The organism is Klebsiella sp. BDA134-6, from assembly GCF_015601345.1.
Lineage (GTDB): Bacteria > Pseudomonadota > Gammaproteobacteria > Enterobacterales > Enterobacteriaceae > Klebsiella > Klebsiella grimontii.
In genome coordinates, this window is record NZ_CP064784.1 from 3,890,099 (window position 1) to 3,915,197 (window position 25,099).

The following is a 25,099-nucleotide window of genomic DNA, read 5'->3' on the forward strand; positions in this document are numbered from 1 at the left end:
ACACTTCGGAGGTGTTTGATTTACATGAAGCTGTAATCTCTTACGCTATATCATCCCTGAACCACATCATGATAAGTCTTGAGAGTCTTACTAATGATCATACCGCTAGAAAACTTATCCTGAACGCGTTGCCGTCCTTTGATACCCATCTCAACTCGTGCTTTGGGGTTGGCTAATAAGAATTCAAGCTTATCCGCCAGCTCCTGCGGAGAGTTGCTTTTCACGATAATGCCGTTATCGTTATTAATGATCAGGCTATCGCAGCCGCCAACATCGTAGGCAATGCACGCCCGGCCAACCGAGGAAGCCTCAAGCAAAATACGCGGGACGCCTTCGGAATAGATCGAAGGCAGGGCCACGATGTTCGACTCCTCGATCAAGTCGCAGACGTTAGAACTATGACCTAACCAGTTAATCAGCCCTTCTTTATGCCATTGCTGAATGACGGCAAGGGAAATGGCATCCTTATCGTTTTCAACAAGTATCCCAGCAACGTTTAGCGTAAAATGAATATTTCTGGATTCGAGAATTTTCTTGGCTTCGATTAAATCCCCGAGCCCCTTGCTCCACAGCATTCTGCTGGCAAACAGCACGACCGGAACATCACGTTCCTGCTCCAGTGAATATTTATAGATATCCGGGTTGATACCTGCGCCATCGATGACAATAGTCTGCTGGTAGTCAATGCCAACAAAACCCGCGAGTTTTTTACGATCTTTATCATGTTCGAACATAAATATACTGCGCTTATTACTGGCAATATACTTATATGCCATGATAGTGATATTGCGCAATAGCTTAAGCAAGCCCGTATCACAAGAAAATACACGCCCGAGGCCGACAAAACTCACGATGACCGGGCGATTATTTGCCTTCGAAATAAGCCCACCGATCAGACATGGCTTAATTGTAATACAGTGTAAAAGGTCGGGATTAATCTCTTTGATGATCCTTCGGGACGCAAAAAAGGCCCGAAAGAAAGTTAATGCATTAAATGATTGAGCATCAAGTGGAACGTTATGACACTTAAAACCAAATGTTTTAAATTTATTCAGCACTTTACCATCGACAAAATGACTGATGATGTGAATCTCATAACCAGCATCTCGGGCGGCGATTGCACGATCTATCCAGTGCAAATCAAAATACCAATCCGAATTTATGAAATAACACAGTTTTTTCATTGCTATATCCACTTAATGGTTCTTACCGCTGATTCCTTTTACACCATGGATAATTCCACGACGCAAGTATTTAAAATATAACAATTTATTGCGTTGCCATGGCAATATTGATACATATTTAATCAACCGCAAAAGGATTGAGAGACGGCTAAAAATGGCAACTCGCGGGAAAATTTTCTTCGCCAGAATAAGATTTCGACAAAGGTAATAAACTTTCCATTCGGGAAAGATAGACTTCCCCTGGATACTCACATCGTGCGAGAAGACAACCTCAGGCGAATAACGAATCTCTTCGCCATCGAGTGTTAACTGATAGCCAAAGTAAAGATCGTCAAAATATAAAAATAACTCATCGTGAATATTGTGTATATTCTTTCGCAGCAAATCTCGCTGAATAATCATCCCGACAAAGGATACCGTTTGCACCGCGGTCGAACGGGAAAGCGACGGTAGAAACTCAGCCGGATTTTTGATGTAGCGTAATGTGTCGATAAACGATGACGGTACTTTAGCAAAAGGGATGTTCATCGAACAAGGTTGCCCCCGAAGATCTTTTACCAAAGCGGTGAACACCCGACAATTAGCCTTATCCAGCTGGGTAAATTTTTCCAGCGCATCGCTCTCGGGCCAGGCGTCATCATCGTAAAAGAAAACCCAGTCGGTATCGACATTGTCGCATAAATATTGACTTCCGGCCTTAAACCCCCCCGCCCCACCAGTATTAGAAGGCAGATTGAGGACAATTACCCGAGGGTCGCTAAGGGTGGCTAACCACTCCAGGGTCCCATCCGTGGACCCGTTATTGACAACCATTATCGCTGTAAAATTTAATTTCACAGTGTTGGCAATAGATACTTTTAACTTCTCTAAGCGATTATAAGTGACTATTAATGCAGAGCAATTCATCGCACAGAAACCGTGAATACTGGCATAGCTTCATGATTATCAAGGGAAGATAAGTACTTCTCGGCAGTATTTAATGCTTCTGCGATAGTCACATCCATATCCAGGTATCGATAGGTTCCAAGACGGCCAACAAAAGTAATGTTCTTTTCACTTTCCGCAAGGGACAAATACTTATCGAGTAAAGCCATCTCCCCCATCTGACGAATCGGATAATAAGGAATATCTTTTTCTCCACACTCGCGGCTGTATTCCTTATAGCATACCGACCCTTCATGGGTTTCCCAGGGCGAAAAGTACTTATGTTCAGTGATACGGGTGTAAGGAACATCCAGTGAGCAGTAGTTCATCACCGCGCAGCCCTGATAATCGCCCTGCCAGGTGAATTTTTCAAAATCCAAAGTACGATAGCCCAGGCGGCCATATTGATAGGAATAGAAGGCATCCAGCGGCCCGCTATAGAACACATGATCGTACTTTTCTCTCTCTTCAGCGTTAAACGATTGCTGAAGTTCGATAGTGATATTTTCATGATTGGCAATTGACTCAATCATTTTCGTATAACCCAGTTTCGGCATGCCCTGAAATCTGTGGTTAAAGTAATTATCATCGTAGTTAAAACGAACCGGCAGACGCTTAAGAATCGACGCAGGAAGCTGTGATGGCTCCATCCCCCACTGCTTGATGGTATAGCCTTTGAAGAACGCCTCATAGAGCTCTTTGCCGATAAAACGCAGAGCCTGTTCTTCAAAGGTCTTCGGTTCCTGGATCGAACTGTCCCCTTTTTCTGCAATAAGCGCCCGGGCCTCATCTGGCGAACAGGTTTTGGCAAAAAACTGGTTAATGGTATGCAGGTTGATCGGCAGAGAGAACACTTGCCCATTAACGGTTGCTTTGACGCGGTTCACATACGGCATCATTTCAGCGTGCTGAGTCACATAGTTCCACACTGTTTCATTATCGGTATGAAAGATATGCGGACCATAGACGTGGACCATAACGTCAGTTTGCGGATCCCGTGCGTCGTAGGAGTTACCGCCAATGTGGTCCCGCTGATCGATAATTCTGATACGATGACCTTGCTCAGCAAGCTGGCGTGCGATAACCGCACCAGAAAAACCAGCGCCGACAATTAAAATATTTTTACTGTTCATAATATTATTCCAGCAGCCTTAACCAAGAATTGAGCGTCTAACTTTATAGTAGTATTTTGTTATCGTATTTCGCCTCGGTGAACCGACAGGAGCATATTTATTAAGGAAAGGCATCAACGCTTTTTTTATCCTGGTCTGAAGCAGAACAGGCGTTTGCCCTGCAGTATGAGCAGGATTTGATGAATTAATCAGAGATAGCTGACGGAAATAGGCTTCTTTTTCCCATGGCGTATTGATGACGTTTTCCAGGAAATCGTCATAAAAGTCAACCTTGTCCGTGTTCCACGGTTTATTCTCCCCGGCATAGTGAATCATATTCGGGTTCATTCTGGCTTCTAAAAAGCGCATGTATGTTGCGAACTGGAGATTGGGGAAAAAGTCATCGGTATTGCCATTACCATGATAGACATTCCACTCCAGCGGTAAAAACTCAACCCGGCCATAGAAAACTTTGTTCATGATGTCCTGATCAAGGAACCAGTACTTTTTCTCTTTAAGGGTTTTAATCAGCTCGGAGAAGGTATCTTCCTGCACCATTTGCGCGACGTTGAAAACGATAATCCCCGCCTGGAAATACTCGTCAGGATTGGTCATTTTAAGCGTTTTTTGCAGATACTCGCCGGCCGGCATTACGCCATCAGCAGACTCCGACATCGCGCCAAACTTGACGAAGCCTTCCATCACGATATCTTTAACGGCGGCAACAAGGTTAGTGCCAAGTTCGACATTAAGCAAAGCCGCCAGATCGGCCTTCACCACAGTATCGGAATCGATAAAAATAACCTTCTCATATTCACGGAAAAGCTGCGGAATGAACAAGCGAGCATAGGTTGATGCGCTAAAGTGCGCTCGGGTATGTACACCATTCAATTCGGTAAAGGCATTTACATCAAAAAATCGAAGTGAAAAGTTTGCATGGGCTGAGACCAGCTTGGTTAAGCGCTGCTTGTTAAGATTGCTAACCTTGTTTTCCAGCACAACGATATCGTAATGGGTATTTTTATCAGAATGGCGAACGATAGAGTTGATTAAAGCCCCGCCGCTGATGGCGTAGTTATCATCAAAACTGATGACTATTGGCGCAGCGTCTGAAAAGACCGGCATCAGCTTGCCGTTGAAGGTCTCATTCATCACGAAAGTGCGCTGTAGCTCCTTAACTTTCAGGGCACGGTCTTGCTGCTGTTTAATAATGTAAATATTAAACAGACGCTCTGCGATATGGCCGATAACACGCTTTTCCTGAGCGTTATAATTATTCATCGAGATGCGACTTTCAAGATGAGTCAAAATCGCGAACAGCCATTCAGAATAATCCACGAACATATCTTTGTGCATCACAAACATGTTCGTATAATAGCCATCTGTTGCATTGTTAAACTGCTGAATAGCCGCTTTATAATCCGGATAAAGCTCTTCGACAACGTCCAGGGCAGTCAGATAATCCTTGATGTGTAAAAACTCACCTTTCTCATAATGATCGAGGTTGTTTTTACTGCCAGCAGAGGTTACTGACCACTTCTTCGGTAACAGCAGGTCAAAACCTGAAAGACAATCTTGTATTGCCGTGTCGGTTAAACCAAACTGGTTTTCATACTCTGTATCGATAACCGGAGAATTCACTACGCCCCAGTTATCTTCAGCAAAGCTCTGCTGTGAGGAAAAATTGAGGTGCCGGCGATAATGCATAAAACCGACATAATCAGAAAGAGTCTCATTTTTCCAAACCCAATAATGTGCTGTTAACTCACAGTAGAAAGGGTTTTTAAACGAAATATTATCTCCCGTATCATCGCCAATACAGCCGATATCATTATAGGAGTTGGCTTTACCTACATGCAATGGTTTGATAATAGATGCATTAAGGAATGCGCTCGGCTTATGATGACAGGTATAGATCTTAATACTATTCATTTAATTACCAGATTTAGGCCATTGCTTGTTTATAAAGTTCGATGATTCTTTCAGCAGAACCGATTTCCCGGAGGCGGTGATTTTCGATCCAGACAACCCGATCGCATATTTTTTCCACATCACTCATGTTGTGACTAACGAACAGTATTGTCACACCACGATTTTTGAACTCTTTGATCGTCTTGATACATTTGGCCTGAAATGAAATATCGCCGACGGCAAGCACTTCATCGATAATCAGAATATCAGGCTCAACTTGACTAATAACCGAGAAGCCAAGCTTCGCTAGCATACCGCTAGAGTAGACGCGGATCGGCTCATCAATAAATTCTCCTAATTCGGAAAATTCAATGATGCGATCCATTCGCTGTAAAACCTCTTTACGACGTAATCCAAGAAGAGTGGCATTAAGAAAAATGTTCTCACGGCCAGTCAATTCTGGATGAAAACCACCACCTAGCTCAAGCATTGAGGCCACTCGCCCACGAGTTGTGACTGACCCTTTCGTTGGCTTGATAACACCGGCAACCAACCCTAAAGATGTGCTTTTGCCTGCGCCGTTTCGGCCAATGAGCGCAACAGCCTCTCCTTTGCCAACCGTAAAAGAGACATCCTGAATAGCAAGATATTTACGGCCCTTCAGTAATTGAAATGCTCTTTTAGGATGAAATATTAAATCTTTAATACCTGAGCCAATATGATGGTAAAGTGGATATTCTTTTGTCACATTATTAAAATCAATTACTGGTTCCATCACAAGATCTCTGCAAATCGATATTTTAATTTATTAAAAATACTTAATCCGATAACTGTCAGCACAATACCAGTTAAATATAGCACTGAAATATGCTCATAGTTTAAAACACCATCCATAAATAAGTTACGCCAGCTTAAAATCATACTAGCCAGAGGGTTATAGTCAATAACCCAGCTATATTTTGCTGGAATCATATCCGATGCGTATAAAATGGGTGTGCAGTAAAACATCAGCATAATACCGAGAGTAACAAATCGTTCTAAGTCTCTGAAAAATAGATTCAAAGTCGAAAAGATAATTGATACACCAAAGGTAAAAATCACCTGTCCGATAGCAATGAGCGGTATTCCCCAAAGCCATGAAAGCGAAGGACGCATACCGTACACAAAAAGAAAAGCGACAATGACAGGAATAGTGCATAAGAAGTGCAAGCCTTCCATCATCACATTACTAAGAGGAATAACCGAACGCGGAAATACGGTTTTTTTGATAATTTGCGCATTAGCAATAAATGAGAAAAGCGAATTCGTCGCTGAGCTTGCAAACCACTGCCAGGGGAAGAGACCCGTTATTAAGAAAAGGGTATAATTAGGTATCTGGACTCGCATGATCAATTTAAAAATAAAATAGTAGATCATCGCAAACAGTAAGGGGTTGGCAATCGACCATAAATAACCAAATACACTGCTCTTATAGCGTACTTTTAGATCTTTATTGGTGATAACAACAAGCAGGTCAAATAAATACCCTAGATTATACTTCATTTTTATACTCATAAATTATTCTACGAAATTTTAAGCATTGGGTTATGCACTTTAGATTTGCGAGTTGTCGCTGACTAACGAAATCCACTGCGATAGCGCTAACGCCCTGACAGATACACTGCCGATAGACACCATGTCTTTGGACATACAACCTGAAATCTTAAGCACATAGGTTAAAGCAAGATTTTCCCAAATTTTCTGTACGCTCTAATTCATTGGCAGCAGCCGACCATGGTAGCTCTTCCATACTAAGCAGGGACAAGCGAGAAGCTGGCGTAGAGATGGCCAGTTAACGTGCTGTTTCTGAATGTACAGTAAAAACTGCTATTTTTCAGTCAGATACTCCCCCCCATAGTCTTACGAGGTCGCTTTCAACCACGCTACCGCCCTTGGCTGTCGCAACCAAACGGCGTAATGATTCAACAACCCTATCTGTAAACATCTCCTGCGGCTACCTTTGACGGCAGCACTAAACCGACACACCCTCTTCTTACATCAAACGCTCTCGCAGCGGCTGTCGGCCAAGATTATCGCCCGTGACGCTGGGTGCTGCTCGCTAGAGAATTTAAAAGATTCTAGCAGGCCCACACTCTCGCTGTTTGCTTAAGACCCATCCATCAGGAATTTCTCAATTAGCACGTTTAGCAAGCCTGTTTTTTGAACTCATGACAGGGTTCTTCCCGTTATCTTCCCATCCATCTTCTGAGAATCAGCGCAAACTGTGCGCACTATTGATCGAAATGACGCCAACAATCAGTCTGGTGCCATATTTAATACTGCGCACAGGATAGCTGATTAAACTGACAACACAATGGTCATGCAAATGAGTTGCCGCATTATAGCGCTGGTCTATAGGAATAAAAATGAAAATACGTTGCCAATCAATTCATATTGCAAATGATTCATGTAGTAAACATGATGTAAAACAAATTGAATCTAGAAACTAACCAGCTGATTTTAAAGGATAAAAAATAAATAAGCCATATCGATGTGAAAGAATTGTAAATTCATACATAAAACCAATTTTTATCAACGTTAACTTTCGAGGGTTTAAAGGGCCGTACAGCGAGTTGAAATCGCGAGATTATGACAAGACCTCATGCAATTGTTACCCTGCTAACCATCCAGCATCGATAATGAATCTCATCTCCATCTCAAAATGCCTTGCTATAGACGACATCATCTGGCCATCGAAGGCATGAACATAAACAGCAACGGTAAAGCAGGTGATCCACGCAGCAAGCCAGTGTAAAATCGAGGAATATATAGCGGGATACAGTCACCCCAGAGGATGAATATGAAATTTTTAGTAACTGGAGCCGCAGGATTTATCGGCTTTCATACCTGCAAGCGCCTTCTGGAGGCGGGTCATGAAGTTGTCGGCCTCGACAACATGAACGACTATTATGACGTCAATCTTAAGCAGGCCCGTCTGGATTTACTGCAGTCTCCCCTGTTTAGTTTTCACAAAATCGATCTGGCGGATCGCGAGGGCATTGCCCGACTTTTTGCTAATGAGAAATTTAACCGGGTGATCCATCTTGCCGCTCAGGCTGGAGTTCGCTACTCCCTGGAAAACCCGTTCGCTTATGCCGACGCTAACCTGATTGGTTATCTGAACATTCTTGAAGGCTGCAGACACAATAATGTTGAGCATTTGCTCTATGCCTCATCCAGTTCGGTCTATGGCCTTAACCGTAAAATGCCGTTCTCTACCGATGATTCGGTTGATCATCCGGTTTCGCTGTATGCCGCCACCAAGAAGGCAAACGAACTGATGGCGCATACCTACTCTCACCTTTATGGTATTCCGACCACTGGACTCAGATTCTTTACCGTCTATGGTCCATGGGGACGTCCGGATATGGCGCTGTTTAAATTCACAAAAGCCATGCTGGAAGGAAAGCCCATCGATGTCTACAACTATGGCAAGATGAAGCGCGATTTCACCTACATTGATGATATCGTTGAGGCGATTGTTCGGATGCAGGATATTATCCCGCAGCCCAATCCGGAATGGACCGTTGAGACGGGTTCACCGGCAGATAGCTCAGCGCCATACCGGGTGTATAACATCGGTAATAGTTCACCGGTTGAGCTGATGGATTACATCACGGCGCTTGAGGAAGCTATGGGGATGGTTGCGGAGAAAAATATGATGCCAATACAGCCGGGCGATGTACTGGAAACTAGCGCAGATACCAAGCCGCTGTATGATGCGGTGGGATTCAGACCGCAGACGACGGTCAGGCAGGGAGTGAAGAACTTCGTTGACTGGTATAAGGCCTACTACAAGGTCTAATCAACCCGGCATGGCGCAGGTATTTAGCCGCAGTGAGGTACTACTGCGGCTTTTTTATATCGAGAATTGTCATTCGGCAATCTTATCCATTCAGATGCTCGTAAAAACACGCTGTTTATAACTATCTCAGCGCAAAGCCCGCGGCCCACACAATAACGAAACACTAAGTTAACACAAAACAAACAAATTCATTAACAAACTCTGATATAAGCCACTTTCAATACAATCACTGAAGAGCATTCGCGTACAAAGGAAACTGTGACCAGCGAATCAAGCTGGTGCAAAAGTCGGTTACAGCGCTATTGTTCAAACTACTGGCGTGGAAAAGGGTTTTCCACTTTCCGTAAAAAAACCACAAACGCTATATAGGATTTTTCTTAAATTCAGGATATGTTAAGCAGGCAAAGGCATGCTTTTGCAGAGATATTAGTTCGCAGGCAAATGGATTTATAACATTCCTTTCATTCTGGTACGCATTATGGCAAACATAATTTTCTTAGCAGTTGCTGCCATCCTGTTGATTGTTTCAGTCTATTTTCTGATTTCTTATATCAAAGATCAGAAAAAGACCAAGCTGACTTTTAACAAACGAAAGTGGTGAAAAGAAAACTTAATATAATTATAATACAGGCATAGGAAATAATAATATAAGAACAAACACTGCCAGCGGTGGGGATAAATATAGCCTTTCAGCTGGCAATGGATACCATTTAAAAAAGTTATATCAAACTGGTACTATCCCTTTACTATTCTAATGGCAGTAAATGATTTGTGTTTTCCATGCCTGCGCCCTTCCCTTGAAAGATCCCGTACCATCACCCGTGTAAATTTCAATCAGAGCCTTAGCCCGTCGTAACGAAGCTCGCCTGAGAACCCGGATTCCAGAAACAACAAAAGCCTGCAAGCAGGCTTTGTTTTACCTTCCGGCGCTTATCTCCAGCGTCTACATCACAGTGACGGTAGCTCTTCACAAGGTGAATTTAACATATCCGACCTCAATGGTTGGGACAAGATGATCGATTGAAGAATCTAAGCGAGGTCACGTTTTTTAGAGGGGTTGGTGGGGTATGAGAAGTAAGACGATTTGTCAGGCGAATAGCTGACCCCTTCAGGAGAAAGGAAAATTCTGGCCGACAGCTTTTCTCCCGGCCAGAGGGGGGATTTAGTCACTACCGAACAAATCGCGGGTATACACTTTGTCAGCGACATCCGACAGCTCTTCAGCCATTCGGTTTGAGACAATCACGTCAGCTTCTTTTTTGAATGCGTCGAAATCGCGAACTACGCGGGAATTAAAGAACTCATCTTCCTGCATAACCGGTTCGTAGATAATGACCGGGATACCTTTGGCCTTGATACGCTTCATGATGCCCTGAATAGAAGAAGCGCGGAAGTTATCGGAACCACTCTTCATGATCAGACGATAGATACCAACAACTTTAGGTTTGCGCGCCAGGATTGAGTCAGCGATAAAATCTTTGCGCGTGCGGTTAGCATCTACAATGGCACCGATGATGTTATTCGGGACAGATTCGTAGTTTGCCAGCAGCTGCTTGGTATCTTTCGGCAGGCAGTAGCCGCCGTAGCCAAAGGAGGGGTTATTATAGTGATTACCGATTCGCGGATCGAGGCACACGCCTTCGATGATCTGTTTACTGTTCAGACCCTGGCTTTCAGCGTAGCTGTCCAGTTCATTAAAGTAGGCTACGCGCAGTGCCAGGTAGGTATTGGCGAATAACTTAATCGCCTCAGCTTCGGTGGAGTCAGTAAACAGCGTCGGGATATCCTGCTTAATCGCGCCTTCTTTCAGCAGATTAGCGAAACGCTCCGCGCGTTCTGAACGTTCGCCAATGACGATACGAGACGGGTGCAGGTTGTCGTAAAGCGCGCGGCCTTCACGCAGAAACTCAGGAGAGAAAATGACGTTATCAATGCCCAGGCGCTCTTTAATATCACGCGTAAAGCCAACGGGAATGGTGGATTTAATAATCATTACTGCGTCTGGGTTAATCTCGGTGACATCACGAATAACGGCTTCAACAGTCGAAGTATTGAAGTAGTTCGTTTTCGGATCGTAGTCAGTCGGCGTAGCGATAATGACATAATCTGCATTACGGTAGGCATCATGCTTGTCCGTTGTCGCGCGAAAATTCAACGGTTTTTCCGCCAGATATTCCTGGATCTCCTTATCGACAATCGGAGAAATCTTTTGGTTAATCATATCAACTTTGGATTGAATGATATCCAGCGCCACCACTTCGTGGTTTTGCGCAATCAGGATGCCATTCGATAAACCAACATAACCGGTACCGGAAATAGTAATTTTCATTCGATCACACTTTAATCAGTTAACTGGACGGCGACGGATGGCCGCAAATTAAGCAAAACTGTTGATGTTTCTACTCTCAGGAACAATGTAAGTCAAGCAAGACACCAAAGGTCTCTGAAATACTGTATAGGCCTATAAAGGGCCTATACAGTAAGTGAAGTTATATTTTATGCTTATTTATATACTTCAGCAGTCTTTAAGGTATGAGCCTGCAAATCCTTATCCGATAAAGAGAGCGAACAGTCTGCAATCTCCGGCCACTGGATATTAATCTCCGGGTCGTTCCAGATAATGCTCCGCTCAGACTGCGGCGCATAATAGTTCGTGGCCTTGTACACAAACTGCACCGTTTCGCTCAGCGCCATGAAGCCATGGGCAAACCCTTCCGGGATCCACAGCTGACGCTTGTTTTCCGCGCTCAGTACCGCACCCACCCATTTACCAAACGTTGGCGATGAACGGCGGATATCGACCGCCACATCAAACACCTCGCCTTCAATGCAGCGAACCAGTTTGCCCTGGGCATGCGGGTCAAGCTGGTAGTGCAGCCCGCGCAACACGCCCTTCTGCGACTGAGAGTGGTTATCCTGCACAAACTCAACTTTCCGCCCCACTGCTTCATCAAATACTTTACTGCTGAAGCTCTCAAAGAAAAAACCGCGCGCATCGCCGAAGACACGAGGCTCAAAAATCAGCACTTCAGGGATATCTGTCTTAATAATATTCATAATATTTCTGCCCGTTTACTTGCCCAGAACTTCTGTTACCACGCGCGCCACGCCCTGGCGCCAGTCCGGCAGCGCCACGCCAAACACACGCTGGAATTTCTCATTTGACAGTCTAGAGTTCAGCGGACGTTTTGCCGGCGTTGGGTAGGCCGTGGTCGGGATACCGCTTACTGACTTAATTGCTAGCTCTGCGCCGTGCGACCGCGCTACCTCAAAAACAAATTCCGCGTACTCCGCCCAGTTGGTTTCCCCGCTGGCCACCAGATGATAGGTCCCGGCTACCGCACGATTACGCTGTTCTTCTCGAATGGCGATTGCCGTACAGTCCGCCAGCAGCTCTGCGCCGGTTGGCGCACCGTGCTGATCGTTAATAATCGACAGCGCCTCTTTCTCACCTGCCAGACGCAGCATCGTTTTAGCGAAGTTTGCCCCGCGGGTGGCATATACCCAACTGGTACGGAAAATAAGATGGCGCGGATTCGCCTGCTCCAGCGCAATTTCCCCGGCCAGTTTGGTTTCACCGTACACGTTCAGCGGCCCGGTCGCCTCATCTTCCTGACGATAGTGACTTCCCTGACCGTCAAACACATAGTCCGTTGAGTAGTGCACCATCAGCGCACCCAGCTTCGCTGATTCTTCTGCCAGCACCGCCACGCCCCGGTCGTTCAGCAGGTCAGAAAGCTCACGCTCGCTTTCCGCTTTGTCCACTGCCGTATGGGCAGCCGCGTTCACCACCACATCCGGTTTTACCGTACGGACCGTCTGCGCGATCCCTTCCAGGTTGGTCAGATCACCGCACAGCGTTTTATCAAAAAAGTCCACGGCAACCACTTCACCCAGCGTGGACAACGCACGCTGCAGCTCCCAGCCCACCTGGCCATTTTTACCAATCAGTAAAATTTTCATACGTTAATATCCCAATGATGACTGGCAGCCATTAATGCTCATTCAGCAGACGTTTCAGGTAAGCACCGTACTCGGTTTTCTTCAGGCGTTCGGCCTGTACCGCCACCCCTTCCGCGCTCAGCCACTGCTTGCGGTAAGCAATTTCTTCCAGGCAGGCTACTTTCATCCCCTGACGCTTCTCAATGGTATGGATAAACTGAGAGGCCTCAATCAGGCTGTCGTGGGTTCCCGTATCCAGCCAGGCAAAACCGCGGCCCAGCAGTTCCACCTGCAGGTCACCGCGATCCAGATACATCTGGTTCAGCGTGGTGATCTCAAGCTCCCCGCGCGCAGAGGGTTTCACTTCCTTCGCCATTGCCACCACATCTGTGTCATAAAAATAGAGCCCGGTCACCGCCCAGTCAGATTTCGGCTTCAGCGGCTTCTCTTCAATCGACAGCGCTTTAAAGTTCTCATCAAACTCCACCACACCAAAACGTTCCGGATCGAGAACCTGGTAGCCAAATACCGTAGCTCCGGATGTTTTGCTGGCGGCCGCATCCAGTTTCCGGCCAAAGCTCTGACCAAAGTAGATGTTATCGCCCAGGACTAATGCACAGGCATCATTGCCGATAAACTTCTCGCCGATGATAAAGGCCTGCGCCAGACCGTCCGGCGACGGCTGAATCGCGTAGCTGAAATTCACGCCAAACTGAGAACCGTCACCCAGCAGACGCTGAAATGCGGGCATATCCTCCGGCGTGGTGATAATCAGGATATCCTTGATTCCCGCCAGCATCAGAACGGAAACCGGGTAGTAAATCATCGGTTTGTCATAAATGGGCAGTAGCTGTTTGGAAACACCTTGGGTGATCGGATATAAACGCGTGCCGGAGCCGCCGGCCAGTACAATACCTTTCATACTTCTTTCCTTTTTAGTTGTTCAGGCCAAGACGTTCACCGGCATAGGAGCCATCCAGCACGCGCTGCCACCAGGTCGTGTTGTTCAGGTACCAGTGGACCGTTTTTTCAATTCCGCTTTCAAATGTCTCTTCCGGTACCCAGCCCAGATCGCGCTGAATTTTCGCCGCATCAATGGCATAACGCAGGTCATGACCCGGACGGTCTTTCACAAACGTAATCAGATCGGCAAACTGGCTGATATTGCCCGGCTTCTGTTCAACCACTTTATCGAGAATGGCGCAAATGGTGCGCACGACATCAATATTTTTACGCTCATTGTGACCGCCGATGTTGTACGTTTCACCACTGCGACCTTCCGTCGCCACTTTGTACAGCGCCCGGGCGTGATCTTCCACGTACAGCCAGTCGCGGATCTGTTCTCCGTTGCCGTAGACCGGCAGCGGTTTCCCGGCGAGGGCATTGAGGATGGTCAGCGGAATGAGTTTTTCCGGGAAGTGATACGGGCCGTAGTTGTTGGAACAGTTGGTCACCACCACCGGCAGGCCGTAGGTACGGTTCCAGGCGCGGACAAGATGGTCGCTGCCGGCCTTGGAGGCAGAGTACGGGCTGCTTGGCGCGTACGGAGTCTCTTCGGTGAACAGATCATCAGTACCGTGCAGGTCGCCGTAGACTTCATCGGTCGAAATATGGTGGAAGCGGAAAGTCTGCTTCTGCGCCGTATCGAGAGCTGACCAGTACTGGCGGGCTGCTTCAAGCAAGGTGAAAGTGCCAATCAGGTTGGTCTGAATAAAGGCCGCAGGTCCATCGATAGAGCGGTCCACGTGACTCTCTGCGGCCAGGTGCATCACAATATCCGGACGGAAATCGCTGAACTGCTCTGCCACAGATTTGGCATCAGTGATATCTGTCTGAGAAAACGAGTAGCGTTCATTACCCGCAACAGGCGCCAGGGACTCAAGGTTACCGGCGTATGTGAGGCAATCTATTACGCGTACTTCGTCGGAGGTGTTTTCAATGATATGACGAACAACTGCAGAACCAATAAAACCTGCACCGCCAGTGACAAGGATCTTCATATTTAACTTACCTTTTATTACCAGAGCCTAATAAAATTCGAAATATATTCTTCAGGATATGAATATCATATTAAATGATTTCCCCTAGGAAAACATTTGCAAATTACGTTTTAAAAAAATCAGGAAAAGGGAGTACTAATTACAGAAGAAGGATTCTTTTTTTGGAAAATTTATGCCCGGGTTAATACCCCGGGCGAATGACACTAAAAAGTTTATTCCATCCACTCAGTGTGGAACACACCTTCTTTATCGGTACGCTTATAGGTATGTGCACCAAAGTAGTCACGCTGTGCCTGTATCAAGTTCGCAGGCAAGACTGCGGAACGATAACTGTCGTAGTACGCAATGGCCGCAGAGAACGTCGGAACCGGAATACCATTCTGCACAGCATATGCGACTACATCGCGCAGGGCTTGCTGATAGTCATCAGCGATCTGCTTGAAGTACGGTGCCAGAAGCAGGTTAGCGATGCCAGCATTCTGTTCATAGGCATCCGTAATCTTTTGCAGGAACTGAGCACGAATGATACAGCCGGCACGGAAGATTTTCGCGATCTCACCGTAGTTAAGATCCCAATGGTATTCATCAGAAGCCGCACGCAGCTGGGAGAAGCCTTGAGCGTAAGAGACGATTTTGCCCAGGTACAGAGCCCGGCGAACTTTCTCAACGAACTCCTCTTTATCACCTGCACTCTTCGCATTTGGTCCGGTAAGGACTTTCGAAGCAGCCACACGCTGATCTTTAAGAGAAGAAATGTAGCGTGCGAATACAGATTCAGTGATAAGTGACAGCGGCTCACCAAGGTCAAGAGAGCTCTGGCTGGTCCATTTACCGGTACCTTTGTTTGCCGCTTCATCGAGGATCACATCGACCAGGTATTTACCCTTTTCATCCTTTTTGGTGAAGATGTCTTTTGTGATGTCAATGAGATAGCTGCTGAGCTCACCTTCATTCCATTCTGTAAAGGTTTGCGCCAGCTCTTCATTAGAAAGCGCGAGACCACCTTTCAGTAAAGCGTAGGCTTCTGCAATAAGCTGCATATCGCCGTATTCAATACCGTTGTGAACCATTTTGACATAATGACCAGCACCATCAGCACCGATATAGGTTACGCACGGCTCACCGTCTTCCGCGACAGCTGCAATCTGCTTAAGAATTGGAGCAACCAGTTCATAAGCTTCCTTCTGACCGCCAGGCATAATTGAAGGTCCTTTAAGCGCGCCCTCTTCACCGCCGGACACGCCGGTGCCAATGAAGTTAAAACCATCAGCAGAAAGCTCACGATTACGACGAATCGTATCCTGGAAGAAGGTGTTACCACCATCGATGATGATGTCACCCTTATCCAGGTAAGGCTTCAGAGAGTCGATGGCACTATCAGTGCCTGCGCCCGCCTTCACCATTAACAGGATACGGCGTGGAGTTTCGAGCGACTCAACAAACTCTTGCACTGTATAATGTGGGACCAGTTTCTTGCCTGGATTCTCGGCAATCACTTCTTCAGTCTTTTCACGGGAGCGGTTGAAAACGGAGACGGTATAACCGCGGCTTTCGATGTTGAGCGCAAGGTTACGCCCCATCACTGCCATACCGACAACCCCGATCTGTTGCTTGGACATTACATACTCCTGTCAGGTGTGGTCACTGCGACATGCTCGCAGCTTAAAGAGTTTAAACATGTTAACGTAAAGATCACAAAGAACATAGAAATAGTTGTAAACAATCACGTTAATGTAAAAAGGTGTTATTTTCGTAAAGAAGATGATAGATATTCTAAAGATTTTAATCGATATTCTTCTAAAGTTTTATTTACAGCTAAATAATTGATCTGAGTTTTTAATAAGTCAGCATTCACAGTTGACAAATCATATATCAGTCTATCTTCAAGCGAAAACATGCGCAAAAGTGATTTGAAACGGGCACTACCACGATCTTTATTACATATTGCTATAAAAGGTTTATTGAATATTATTGAGAAAACTGTCCCATGGAAAGAGTCTGTAATAATAAAATCTGCATCATTAAAAGACTTTAGCCAAGCCTCAATAGGGGGAAACTGATAATCGAATATATTAGATATACAGTCTTCAGTTTTATTATGTTTTGCTGGATAAGTCGTGAATACATTTTTTTTCAACACAGTTGAAATATTTTTAATAAACTTATTTTTTTCATCATTCAAATCAAGAACATAACTAAATATTTGTCCTGTTTTGTCTGGAATATTATTTTTCTCGAAAATTGACACATATTCGTCTTTCGACAATAACATAGTCGGATCAAGAACGTGCTCAGGATGAACTGAAAAATGAGTTTTACACATTTCAATTGCATCAGATTCTCTTACTGATAGGCTATCAAAGTCAACGATTAGTTTTCTACACACCGCAACTTCATCATCAGAATACTCCCATGAGTCAACGCCAAATGAAGCTGCGTAAGATATTTTCTTTACAGTGTTATTACGTTGTAGAAAACTTAAATAAAAAGGGGTGATCATAGGGGTATATTTAGGTCGCCATACCTGATCGCTGCCAACGATTACCGCATCAATATTGTGCTCACTAACAAATTTCTCAAGGGAGGCCTCATCATACAAAACAGGGGTTCTGTTGATATAATTATCAATAAACTCATTATGATACTTATTGATCAGCAATTGCTCTTTTAAGGTAAAAGATGATTTCTGCTTTTTAATGATGATACTCTTAATTTTAGAACCGATACGACGATAAAGATTTCGTTTAGGTGGTTGTTTTCTAAAATCTAATAGAATTGCATCATGCCCGAGATTGATTAGTGTTTTTTGCAATGCAAAGGCTTGAAGATTACCTCCATAATTAGTATGTAATGGAAGAGTAAGTGTAGCAACTTTCATAGTTTAGCCCCTAGAATCTTTGCAATTTTTATAATTACTCGATTATATTTATGGTTTAGATGTGTTAATTTTAATAGTTTTTTTAAATGAACGGTTATCTTGGCATTAAATCCTTCAATATTAGATGAATTTTTCCAACAAATGATACTCTCCTCTCTCGTTACAATCCTTTGTTTCTGTACTAAGTTAAAGAATATATTTTGTTTTGTCAAAAACCTTGAACGTTTTTGGGGCACTTTAAGACCTAATTTTTGAGCATGTCTAATACGGTATAGAAGCCCCTTATGACGATGATTGAAACTCCCCTGTTGCGATGACTTAACTGCAGCCAAGGAAATTGTATCGAGATTTAATTCATTTTCTTCAAGACCTTTTTTAATTAGTTCATCTGCTAGTTTACTACGAGTTATAATAACACTATTACCAAGACCTTCCTGATTGTAAGGTTTAATCCATGCATCGCCAAGTGATATATCAGCTAATTCAGTCATAACATCATCACAATAATCGCAGGCATTAGATTTAAATAGACCAGTACCCCACATATCACCTAGCTTATGCATTTCAACAACATGTATTCTTTCGCCATATTTATCACGACATGAAAATTTATAATCAGATGCAAAGCTAGAAGCATTTTTAACGCGATACTCAGGTTCTAAATATTCCCCCACACAACCAGCAGATTGGGCAAGAAAATCGGTATAAAAACGGCTTTTTAAGCCTCCACATATAATTCCAACTAGAAAAGGAATCTTTTGTCTATATTCAGGATGATATTTTTGCTTGAGTCTAATCGCTTTTAAAAAGCACGCCACACCAGAAACAGCAACAGTCCCATCTACTTTGTTTATTTCTGTAAAAAGAGTATCTAAACTAACAGGATAATACCTTGTCTTTGATATATTTTTGATATCATCCAAACATTGAAACAATTGATACCCATATCTGCCATTCATTTCACGAACAATAAACAAAGCATCTACAAATTTATTTTGAAGTAACTTTTCAAATATATATGTAGCTAAGCCACCCGATGAAGATGTTTGACGAAAATTTTTAGAATAACCTGCATATAAATTTTTATACAATCCTATACTAGGATCTTTAAAATCATAACCTTCAATGAATTCTTGAGCTAAAAAATCCTCATCATATTTATTTTCAATATTGAATGGGCAAACCCTTTCCATCAAGTTCCTGTCTGATGATTCCTTTAAAATAGGACGTAAAAAACCATCCTCATCCCAGTCCATATAAGATGCATTGCTTTTATCCTCGCTAATACAAACGCCACATCCAGTGCAAAAATTATCATTTATAATATCGTCAATATTCATCTTAATTTCCTTAAAACACCTTCAATAAAAAAACATCTTTCATTTTTCGATGTTGTAATCAATACAAAAACAATAAAAGTGATGCTCATATGTAATAAAAGACACAGCATGATCTTGAAGATAGAATCATATTGAAGTAGATTTTTCAGTAAAATATTAATTAGCATGGAGATGCAAGAGGCAAATATACATGGGATAATTGTTTTAACATACAATTCAGAAGCTTTAAATTTTGATTTTTTAGCTAAAAAATAAATGCGCAAATTTAAATTCAATAACGAAAATAAAGCCAAAGGTATAAATACAGAATAGACAGGCATGCCGTGGCTAAATAGAAAATAAGAGATAGGAAGACTTATAAAAACAAAGAAGCTTACTACTATTTGATAAACTTTAATCGCTCCAGTTGCTTGAATACCAGTAATGATACTCGATGAAAAGCTATCTATCAATGCAACAAGAAGTACAAAACGAACAAAAACAACTGTATATTCAGGTGGGTTAACTAACCATAAAGATAAAACTTGCGGGGTACAAATTAATAACGGTGAGCTGATTAAAAATAATAAGCTATAAGTGTATTTTGAACCGGCATTAATTAAAACCTGATAACGTGGTATATTTGCATCAGCATAAGCTTTGAATATTTGAGGCCTTATAGACATAACTAAGGCTTGAGTTAGAGATGTTAAGGCATTTAAGACTGAAGTTGATAAGGCATATGCCGCATTAACTGTTGTAGCGAAGAAAAGATTAATAGATATATTGATCCCCTGAGTGCGACAAACAAAAGCAAAGTTACCAAAGACATTCCAAAACGAAAAGGAAGTAATTTCTTTAATTATTTTAAGCGAAAGAATACCACCTTCAAAAGAGTAACGGAATCTTTTGACGCAATATCCAACATATATCATAAATACAATAAATGAAGATAAAAGTAGTAATGAGGAGTATATGTATAATTTTTCTCCATTTAATGTAGATATGAGTAGAGATATAATTAGCTTAGAAAAAACATCAAATATGGACATATAGGCGTAAAAAGACATATTTTCATGAGCTATAACAAGAGCATTAAATGGAGTCTGCAATATCGCTAATGCTATTGCCAAAACAGCAATTACATAAATTTTTTTTGCAACTACCAAAGAATTATCCGGAATATTTAAAAAATTGTAAACAATATAATCACGAAATATCAATAAAATAAAAACAAAACATGCAGATAATATTAAATAAGAAAAAATACTGTTTTTCACGATATCTTTTAGCTTTGGCAAATCACCACTACCTAAACTCATTGAAATAAATCGCTGTATAGATTCGTTCATTGCTGACGATATAAAAACAGTAAATCCCACCATACCATAAATCACGCTAAACAAACCGTAATCTGAGGCTCCTAACTGTTCAAGAACAACCCTCGTTGTATAAAATGAAACAAGAACTGAGACTATTGTTCTTGTTGCGAGGAAAATAGTATTTTTGACTATCAATGCGTTGTTTGACATTTATTACTTTTCGCTGTTTAAAGATAAAAAGAATAATCCTGTTAAAATAGCAGCATCAAATATTTTTTCTAATTTTAACTTTAATATAACGATAAAGTTTTATTAGTGGCTGATAAACCCTAAAAAAAGACAACAAACAGAATATACATTCTTTATTAGAAGAGAAAGGACATATTTTTTCAGAAAAAAAGGAGTGCTCATTCAAATAGAATTCATAAGGATCTTTATCATATTTTGTCGACAGCAAATTAGTATTTTTCATTATATGCTTTTTAATTTCATATCTAACGCTCCCTTTAACCGTTTTTAAAAAAAGGATTGTCTGGCGTTCAGCATGAATTCTATTTTGAAAAACTTTCTCACTGAAAATAGACGATAATGTACCTTCTTGATAGACATTATATTTATATATGATGACTGGTAATAGCATAACTTGCTTAGCACTTTTGAAAATGTTTAAGTTAAAATCAAAATCTTCAGAACAAATCAAGTTAGCATCGAATCTCAAGCAACTGATTGATTCACGTCGATATAACTTATCCCATAATGTTCCATCAGATGCGGGAAATATATAATTATTACTTAGATTGTTATGCTTAACGATGAAGTCTGCCCCACCATATACAGAATTCTCTCGAATAACTTTTTGTAATGAATTATCTTCTTTTTTATACACTTCATATGAGCAAACATAAACATCGATTTCTGAAACAATTAAAGTTTCAATGACACTATTAATATTAGCATTGATTTCATCATCTGGATCACAAAACCAGATAAACTTTGATTTTGCATTCTCTAAGCCAAAATTTCTCGCCGATGACACTCCACCATTGGTTTTATTAAAAATGTAATAGCTGTTATTAAGTGCATGATTATCTATAAATGATTTAACTACATCAAGCGTCCCATCAGTAGAACCATCATTTACTAAGATAACATTAATTTTGTTTGTTGAAACTTTTAGAGTTGACTCCAAGAATTTTAATAGCTTGGTTTCTTGGTTATATATAGGAACAATGATATCGATTATTTTAGCTTCAATCACTCAAACCTCCACATAATGAAATTACAAAATATACCAATTTCCATCTTTAAAAAACAATTCTTTATTTAAAGTTCCCATTAAAATAAAATTATCAGATTGATTATTTATGTTTTCATGATTATGAGGTTTAAGTGTTAGTTTATTTTTTGATAATTTACTGATTTTGACAGTAAAACCATCTATAATGGTTTTTGAGTCGGGAAGTATTAATGTAATATCATTCTTCCCTGAGACTAAATATCTTGAGTAATCCTTAGTAATATACCCATCGTCATTGATAACTTTTGTTTTATAACTGATGGATTCTATACTCCCATTAGGATCTATTGAAGAGACTATTGTTCCCGAGTTATCTTTCCATACAATTGAACTTTTAGCATTATGTCCGTCGAAAACAATCCCATAATAAGCCGATGACATATCATGAAAACTAGCATCTGGTTTATGAGCAACCGAATTCGAACTTATGAAACTTGTTTTTGCGCCTTGAGAAATAAAACCATAAGCCCATTGTTGTTTACCACCTCTGTCAGCTGAGCGAGCCAAATATGCTGCAGTACCTCCATATTTAGATTGTGGCAAAACAACAGTATCCAATCCATTAATAGCATTTGGATTCTTAACATTATTATTAATTATACCATTTTCTTGAATTACACCATTTTCTGCCCGGCCATTATTTGGAAAGAAAATATTAAAATTACTAGCCCATATTTTGGTTAACGGATTCACTATCAATCCAATACCATTCTTAGGAGTCCCTAAATGACCAGTTTTGCTATTAACCCAACCAGCTGTGACAATTTTATTGTGATGTACAGCAACAATATAAGTAGACCATTTTGGACTATGCAATGTATCAACTAACATTCCAGGTTTTAGATTTCCAATATCATATCCTATGGTGTTAAATGACGTTGGAGTGTATGTTACATTGCTAATTGTTTCCCACGGTTTAAAAGGTGGGGATGTGTTGTCAACATATAAAGCTACTGAATCACGGTCATGATATTTTGCCAATTGCATTATACCTTCAAAACCCAAAATTGGATAATCGAAGGGTCTTTCTGAATTGGCACTAAAACCAGCAACAACTGCATTCGTTCTCATACCGTAGGTATCTTTAGACGCGAGGTAACTCGATGCAATATTACTTGCTTTATATTCATTAGAAATGTCAAGCCGCCCTAGGCTATTAACCTTTAAACTTTCTGCATAATTCTGTATTGAATATAAGAACAATATAGTTAAACATATAACTTTTTTCACATGAACCTCGCGATAGAATCTAACTATTTTATACGATGCCCCAATAAAACATAAACAATAAAAAATACAAAATTCCGTATTGCCCCATATTTGACGACATCACCTTTTAGAAACAGCCTCAATCTTGAAGTCCATGATTTTTCGAAAGAATTAACATACTCATTGAGGATTTTTTTATGGCTATCATCAAGAATATCAGAAAAATCATCCAAGAAAAGGGAGGCCTGTTTTTTAGTGGCATTTATGGAATCGAGTACATTACTAAATCTTTTAAAATTAAACACAGAGGTTAAGACTATTTTTTTTGCACCGACTTGGTTATTTCCATGTTGCCTATAAAGGATGAAGGATTTTGGTATAAAAATAGTTTTACCTAAAGCGGTAGCAATTAATCCAATATACCAATCATGCATAATCGAATCTGCAACTGATGACTTTTTCAAAAGAGATAAAAGTGATCGATTGATAGCTGTCACACATCCAGTAACAGAGTTGCTAACAACTAAGTTAGGAAATGTGGGGTTAGGGTTAAGTTTTTGGTATTTGAACATAGAAATATGTACTGGGATAAGATCTTTATCTACAACACATAAATCAGAGTGAACTAGCACTGGTATATTTGTAAATCTATTTTTGCCTTCTTCGTCAAAAAAACAGTTTTCGAAAGTGGCAATTTTATTGGGAAGCCAAAAATCATCTTGATCACAAAAGAAAATTATATCAGCGTCCGCAGATGCAATTAAATAAGAAAAATTATTTTTGACCCCACCTTTACGTTCCGATGATAAGATTTTTATTTTATCGCACCAGTGGAAATGCTCCAAAACAATATCAATTGTTCTGTCTGTTGATGCATCATCGGAAATTAAAATTTCGCATTCATAAGACGGCATGCGCTCGAAATTTATTAAAACGGAATTAATTTGATCAACAATATATTTTTCACCATTATAAGTGGCTAATAAAACTTGTATTTTTTTCACAATTGTCTCTTTATAAAACTAGGTCATTAGACTTTATATAAAAAGGAAATTACCTTTGAGCACTGAAGTTCCCATGTGAGATTGGATTCAGCAAATTTACGCATATTCACAGGTGTATTTACAGGTAGCGAACAGTACCAATTTACTATATTGGCAATGTCAATCTCACTTTCGTCAGGAGCCACATTGTAAATAAAATCGCATCCGTTAAATGATTCGTCAATGTGACTTTTTATAAAAGGGATTCCTTTAGCCGTATATTCTTTTGACTTTAAAGAGCTATTATACAAATTACCACTTCTATGCCTTCCTAGAGAATCTATGCATACATGTGATTCTAAATATAATCTATCTAATTCTGAACCACTCAAAGAACCAAAAAACATAACCTTTTCGGAAATGTTTTTTTCAGAAACTAAATTTCTCAACCGAGTAAACTCAGGCTCACCATCCCCAACAATAAGCAACTTAATATCTACTTTACCTTTATAGTTACTTATAGATTCTATCATTCTATCATAACCATGCCAAAAAGATAATCTTGCAACCCCCAATAAAACAAATCCATCCGAAAAATTAGTGTTAAGCTTTTCTTTTAACAGTGGTACATGTTGAGGATCAATCCCATTTTCAATTTTAAGTGAAGGTCTTCCCCATATTTTCTCGCCTCCCTTCCCCATATAAATTATGGCATCAATTTTTTTCAGATATAGATACTTGCTCAAACCAAAAAGACATTCTGAAACTTTATGCTTAAATATTTTAATTTCATTTTTATAGGGATAGGTTGGTATCTCAAAAACAAATTTAAATTTAGGATTGTTTTTTTTGATAGTATTAACTAAAAGAAAAAGAAGTATAAAACTGGCGCCACCAAATGGTTTTCGAACATAGAGAATATCATAACTACGATCTACAATCTTTGCTAAATAGTAAAACAAAAGATCTTTATGCGTTTCCCCAACCATTAATACATTGGATTCCTTGGTTTCAAACTCCCTTTCAAGAACATAGCCATTTTTTGTTCGATATACAATATCAATAAGATAGCCAGCGTTTGAATATGCATATAATATATATTTTATTTTCTTCCAAATACCATCACTTTCATCTTTCAAAACTGTTGTTACGAAAAGTAATCTTTTCATCTATT

Annotated in this window: 21 protein-coding genes; 2 read left to right on the forward strand and 19 right to left on the reverse strand. The window is 41.1% G+C overall.

Translation table 11 applies throughout. From position 1 onward, the window contains the following. Positions 1-50: 50 nt before the first annotated feature. Genes IYV58_RS17975 through IYV58_RS18000 form a run of 6 tightly spaced genes read right to left on the reverse strand, consistent with a single transcriptional unit; the run spans position 51 to position 6,673 of the window. Entirely contained in the window at positions 51-1,196 is a 1,146-nt protein-coding gene (locus tag IYV58_RS17975; protein WP_172879726.1) for a glycosyltransferase family 4 protein, read from the reverse strand. After that, positions 1,197-2,090: a glycosyltransferase gene (locus tag IYV58_RS17980; RefSeq protein WP_112167165.1), complete on the reverse strand. Its 894-nt coding sequence runs from the start codon at positions 2,088-2,090 to the stop codon at positions 1,197-1,199. Continuing rightward, positions 2,087-3,241 (reverse strand): UDP-galactopyranose mutase, encoded by a 1,155-nt coding sequence (gene glf, locus IYV58_RS17985; protein WP_004122458.1) that lies wholly within the window; start codon positions 3,239-3,241, stop codon positions 2,087-2,089. The genes IYV58_RS17980 and glf overlap by 4 nt, the downstream gene beginning before the upstream one ends. 18 nt (positions 3,242-3,259) lie before the next feature. Next, the gene (locus IYV58_RS17990; protein WP_087828824.1) at positions 3,260-5,152 is read right to left on the reverse strand and encodes a DUF4422 domain-containing protein; all 1,893 of its coding nucleotides are present in this window, start codon (positions 5,150-5,152) and stop codon (positions 3,260-3,262) included. A 13-nt stretch (positions 5,153-5,165) separates the two neighbouring features. Next, the gene (locus tag IYV58_RS17995; RefSeq protein WP_004122464.1) at positions 5,166-5,906 is read right to left on the reverse strand and encodes an ABC transporter ATP-binding protein; all 741 of its coding nucleotides are present in this window, start codon (positions 5,904-5,906) and stop codon (positions 5,166-5,168) included. Continuing rightward, positions 5,906-6,673: an ABC transporter permease gene (locus IYV58_RS18000; protein WP_004122466.1), complete on the reverse strand. Its 768-nt coding sequence runs from the start codon at positions 6,671-6,673 to the stop codon at positions 5,906-5,908. The genes IYV58_RS17995 and IYV58_RS18000 overlap by 1 nt, the downstream gene beginning before the upstream one ends. A 1,297-nt stretch (positions 6,674-7,970) precedes the next feature. Between IYV58_RS18000 and IYV58_RS18005 the strand changes: the two genes are divergently transcribed. Both IYV58_RS18005 and IYV58_RS18010 read left to right on the forward strand, forming a co-directional pair. Then, complete coding sequence (locus tag IYV58_RS18005; RefSeq protein ID WP_004122469.1) at positions 7,971-8,975, forward strand: NAD-dependent epimerase; 1,005 nt, start codon at positions 7,971-7,973, stop codon at positions 8,973-8,975. Between the two features lie 478 nt (positions 8,976-9,453). Continuing rightward, on the forward strand, positions 9,454-9,576 hold the full coding sequence (locus IYV58_RS18010; protein ID WP_004138729.1) for a small membrane protein: 123 nt from the start codon (positions 9,454-9,456) through the stop codon (positions 9,574-9,576). Positions 9,577-10,137: 561 nt separating this feature from the next. Here IYV58_RS18010 and ugd read toward each other — a convergent pair. From ugd to IYV58_RS18075, 13 genes are all read right to left on the reverse strand, one after another. Further along, positions 10,138-11,304: a UDP-glucose 6-dehydrogenase gene (ugd, locus tag IYV58_RS18015; protein ID WP_087828825.1), complete on the reverse strand. Its 1,167-nt coding sequence runs from the start codon at positions 11,302-11,304 to the stop codon at positions 10,138-10,140. A 173-nt stretch (positions 11,305-11,477) separates the two neighbouring features. Further along, positions 11,478-12,032, reverse strand: coding sequence for a dTDP-4-dehydrorhamnose 3,5-epimerase (gene rfbC, locus IYV58_RS18020; RefSeq protein WP_004122474.1), 555 nt, complete (start codon positions 12,030-12,032; stop codon positions 11,478-11,480). A 15-nt stretch (positions 12,033-12,047) separates the two neighbouring features. Further along, positions 12,048-12,938, reverse strand: a complete 891-nt coding sequence (gene rfbD / locus IYV58_RS18025; RefSeq protein ID WP_142446879.1) for a dTDP-4-dehydrorhamnose reductase — start codon at positions 12,936-12,938, stop codon at positions 12,048-12,050. A gap of 31 nt (positions 12,939-12,969) precedes the next feature. Next, the gene (gene rfbA / locus IYV58_RS18030) at positions 12,970-13,839 is read right to left on the reverse strand and encodes a glucose-1-phosphate thymidylyltransferase RfbA (RefSeq protein WP_004122480.1); all 870 of its coding nucleotides are present in this window, start codon (positions 13,837-13,839) and stop codon (positions 12,970-12,972) included. A gap of 13 nt (positions 13,840-13,852) precedes the next feature. Then, a complete protein-coding gene (gene rfbB / locus IYV58_RS18035; protein WP_004122483.1) occupies positions 13,853-14,917 on the reverse strand; it encodes a dTDP-glucose 4,6-dehydratase in 1,065 nt (354 codons plus the stop codon). 212 nt (positions 14,918-15,129) lie between these two features. After that, positions 15,130-16,536, reverse strand: a complete 1,407-nt coding sequence (gene gndA / locus IYV58_RS18040; protein ID WP_142446880.1) for an NADP-dependent phosphogluconate dehydrogenase — start codon at positions 16,534-16,536, stop codon at positions 15,130-15,132. 125 nt (positions 16,537-16,661) lie between these two features. Beyond that, positions 16,662-17,795 carry a polysaccharide pyruvyl transferase family protein gene (locus IYV58_RS18045; RefSeq protein WP_142446881.1) on the reverse strand — a complete coding sequence of 378 codons (1,134 nt, stop codon included), beginning with the start codon at positions 17,793-17,795 and terminating at the stop codon, positions 16,662-16,664. Then, positions 17,792-19,135 carry a Coenzyme F420 hydrogenase/dehydrogenase, beta subunit C-terminal domain gene (locus IYV58_RS18050; RefSeq protein ID WP_142446882.1) on the reverse strand — a complete coding sequence of 448 codons (1,344 nt, stop codon included), beginning with the start codon at positions 19,133-19,135 and terminating at the stop codon, positions 17,792-17,794. The genes IYV58_RS18045 and IYV58_RS18050 overlap by 4 nt, the downstream gene beginning before the upstream one ends. Further along, positions 19,132-20,646 carry an oligosaccharide flippase family protein gene (locus IYV58_RS18055; RefSeq protein ID WP_142446883.1) on the reverse strand — a complete coding sequence of 505 codons (1,515 nt, stop codon included), beginning with the start codon at positions 20,644-20,646 and terminating at the stop codon, positions 19,132-19,134. Before IYV58_RS18055 ends, IYV58_RS18050 begins: the two co-directional genes overlap by 4 nt. Positions 20,647-20,701: 55 nt before the next feature. Beyond that, on the reverse strand, positions 20,702-21,694 hold the full coding sequence (locus tag IYV58_RS18060; RefSeq protein WP_142446884.1) for a glycosyltransferase family 2 protein: 993 nt from the start codon (positions 21,692-21,694) through the stop codon (positions 20,702-20,704). 21 nt (positions 21,695-21,715) lie between these two features. Next, positions 21,716-22,963: a hypothetical protein gene (locus IYV58_RS18065; RefSeq protein ID WP_142469836.1), complete on the reverse strand. Its 1,248-nt coding sequence runs from the start codon at positions 22,961-22,963 to the stop codon at positions 21,716-21,718. A gap of 23 nt (positions 22,964-22,986) precedes the next feature. Next, positions 22,987-23,946: a glycosyltransferase family 2 protein gene (locus tag IYV58_RS18070; protein ID WP_142446886.1), complete on the reverse strand. Its 960-nt coding sequence runs from the start codon at positions 23,944-23,946 to the stop codon at positions 22,987-22,989. 26 nt (positions 23,947-23,972) lie between these two features. After that, a complete protein-coding gene (locus IYV58_RS18075; RefSeq protein ID WP_131096432.1) occupies positions 23,973-25,094 on the reverse strand; it encodes a glycosyltransferase in 1,122 nt (373 codons plus the stop codon). Between the last annotated feature and the right edge of the window lie 5 nt (positions 25,095-25,099).

Bases quoted from the DNA above. Each gene is read 5' to 3' on its own strand.
- IYV58_RS17980 (WP_112167165.1), bottom strand. From the start codon at position 2,090: ATGAATTGCTCTGCATTAATAGTCACTTATAATCGCTTAGAGAAGTTA.
- glf (WP_004122458.1), bottom strand. From the start codon at position 3,241: ATGAACAGTAAAAATATTTTAATTGTCGGCGCTGGTTTTTCTGGTGCG.
- IYV58_RS17990 (WP_087828824.1), bottom strand. From the start codon at position 5,152: ATGAATAGTATTAAGATCTATACCTGTCATCATAAGCCGAGCGCATTC.
- IYV58_RS17995 (WP_004122464.1), bottom strand. From the start codon at position 5,906: ATGGAACCAGTAATTGATTTTAATAATGTGACAAAAGAATATCCACTT.
- IYV58_RS18000 (WP_004122466.1), bottom strand. From the start codon at position 6,673: ATGAAGTATAATCTAGGGTATTTATTTGACCTGCTTGTTGTTATCACC.
- IYV58_RS18005 (WP_004122469.1), top strand. From the start codon at position 7,971: ATGAAATTTTTAGTAACTGGAGCCGCAGGATTTATCGGCTTTCATACC.
- IYV58_RS18010 (WP_004138729.1), top strand. From the start codon at position 9,454: ATGGCAAACATAATTTTCTTAGCAGTTGCTGCCATCCTGTTGATTGTT.
- ugd (WP_087828825.1), bottom strand. From the start codon at position 11,304: ATGAAAATTACTATTTCCGGTACCGGTTATGTTGGTTTATCGAATGGC.
- rfbC (WP_004122474.1), bottom strand. From the start codon at position 12,032: ATGAATATTATTAAGACAGATATCCCTGAAGTGCTGATTTTTGAGCCT.
- rfbD (WP_142446879.1), bottom strand. From the start codon at position 12,938: ATGAAAATTTTACTGATTGGTAAAAATGGCCAGGTGGGCTGGGAGCTG.
- rfbA (WP_004122480.1), bottom strand. From the start codon at position 13,839: ATGAAAGGTATTGTACTGGCCGGCGGCTCCGGCACGCGTTTATATCCG.
- rfbB (WP_004122483.1), bottom strand. From the start codon at position 14,917: ATGAAGATCCTTGTCACTGGCGGTGCAGGTTTTATTGGTTCTGCAGTT.
- gndA (WP_142446880.1), bottom strand. From the start codon at position 16,536: ATGTCCAAGCAACAGATCGGGGTTGTCGGTATGGCAGTGATGGGGCGT.
- IYV58_RS18045 (WP_142446881.1), bottom strand. From the start codon at position 17,795: ATGAAAGTTGCTACACTTACTCTTCCATTACATACTAATTATGGAGGT.
- IYV58_RS18050 (WP_142446882.1), bottom strand. From the start codon at position 19,135: ATGAATATTGACGATATTATAAATGATAATTTTTGCACTGGATGTGGC.
- IYV58_RS18055 (WP_142446883.1), bottom strand. From the start codon at position 20,646: ATGTCAAACAACGCATTGATAGTCAAAAATACTATTTTCCTCGCAACA.
- IYV58_RS18075 (WP_131096432.1), bottom strand. From the start codon at position 25,094: ATGAAAAGATTACTTTTCGTAACAACAGTTTTGAAAGATGAAAGTGAT.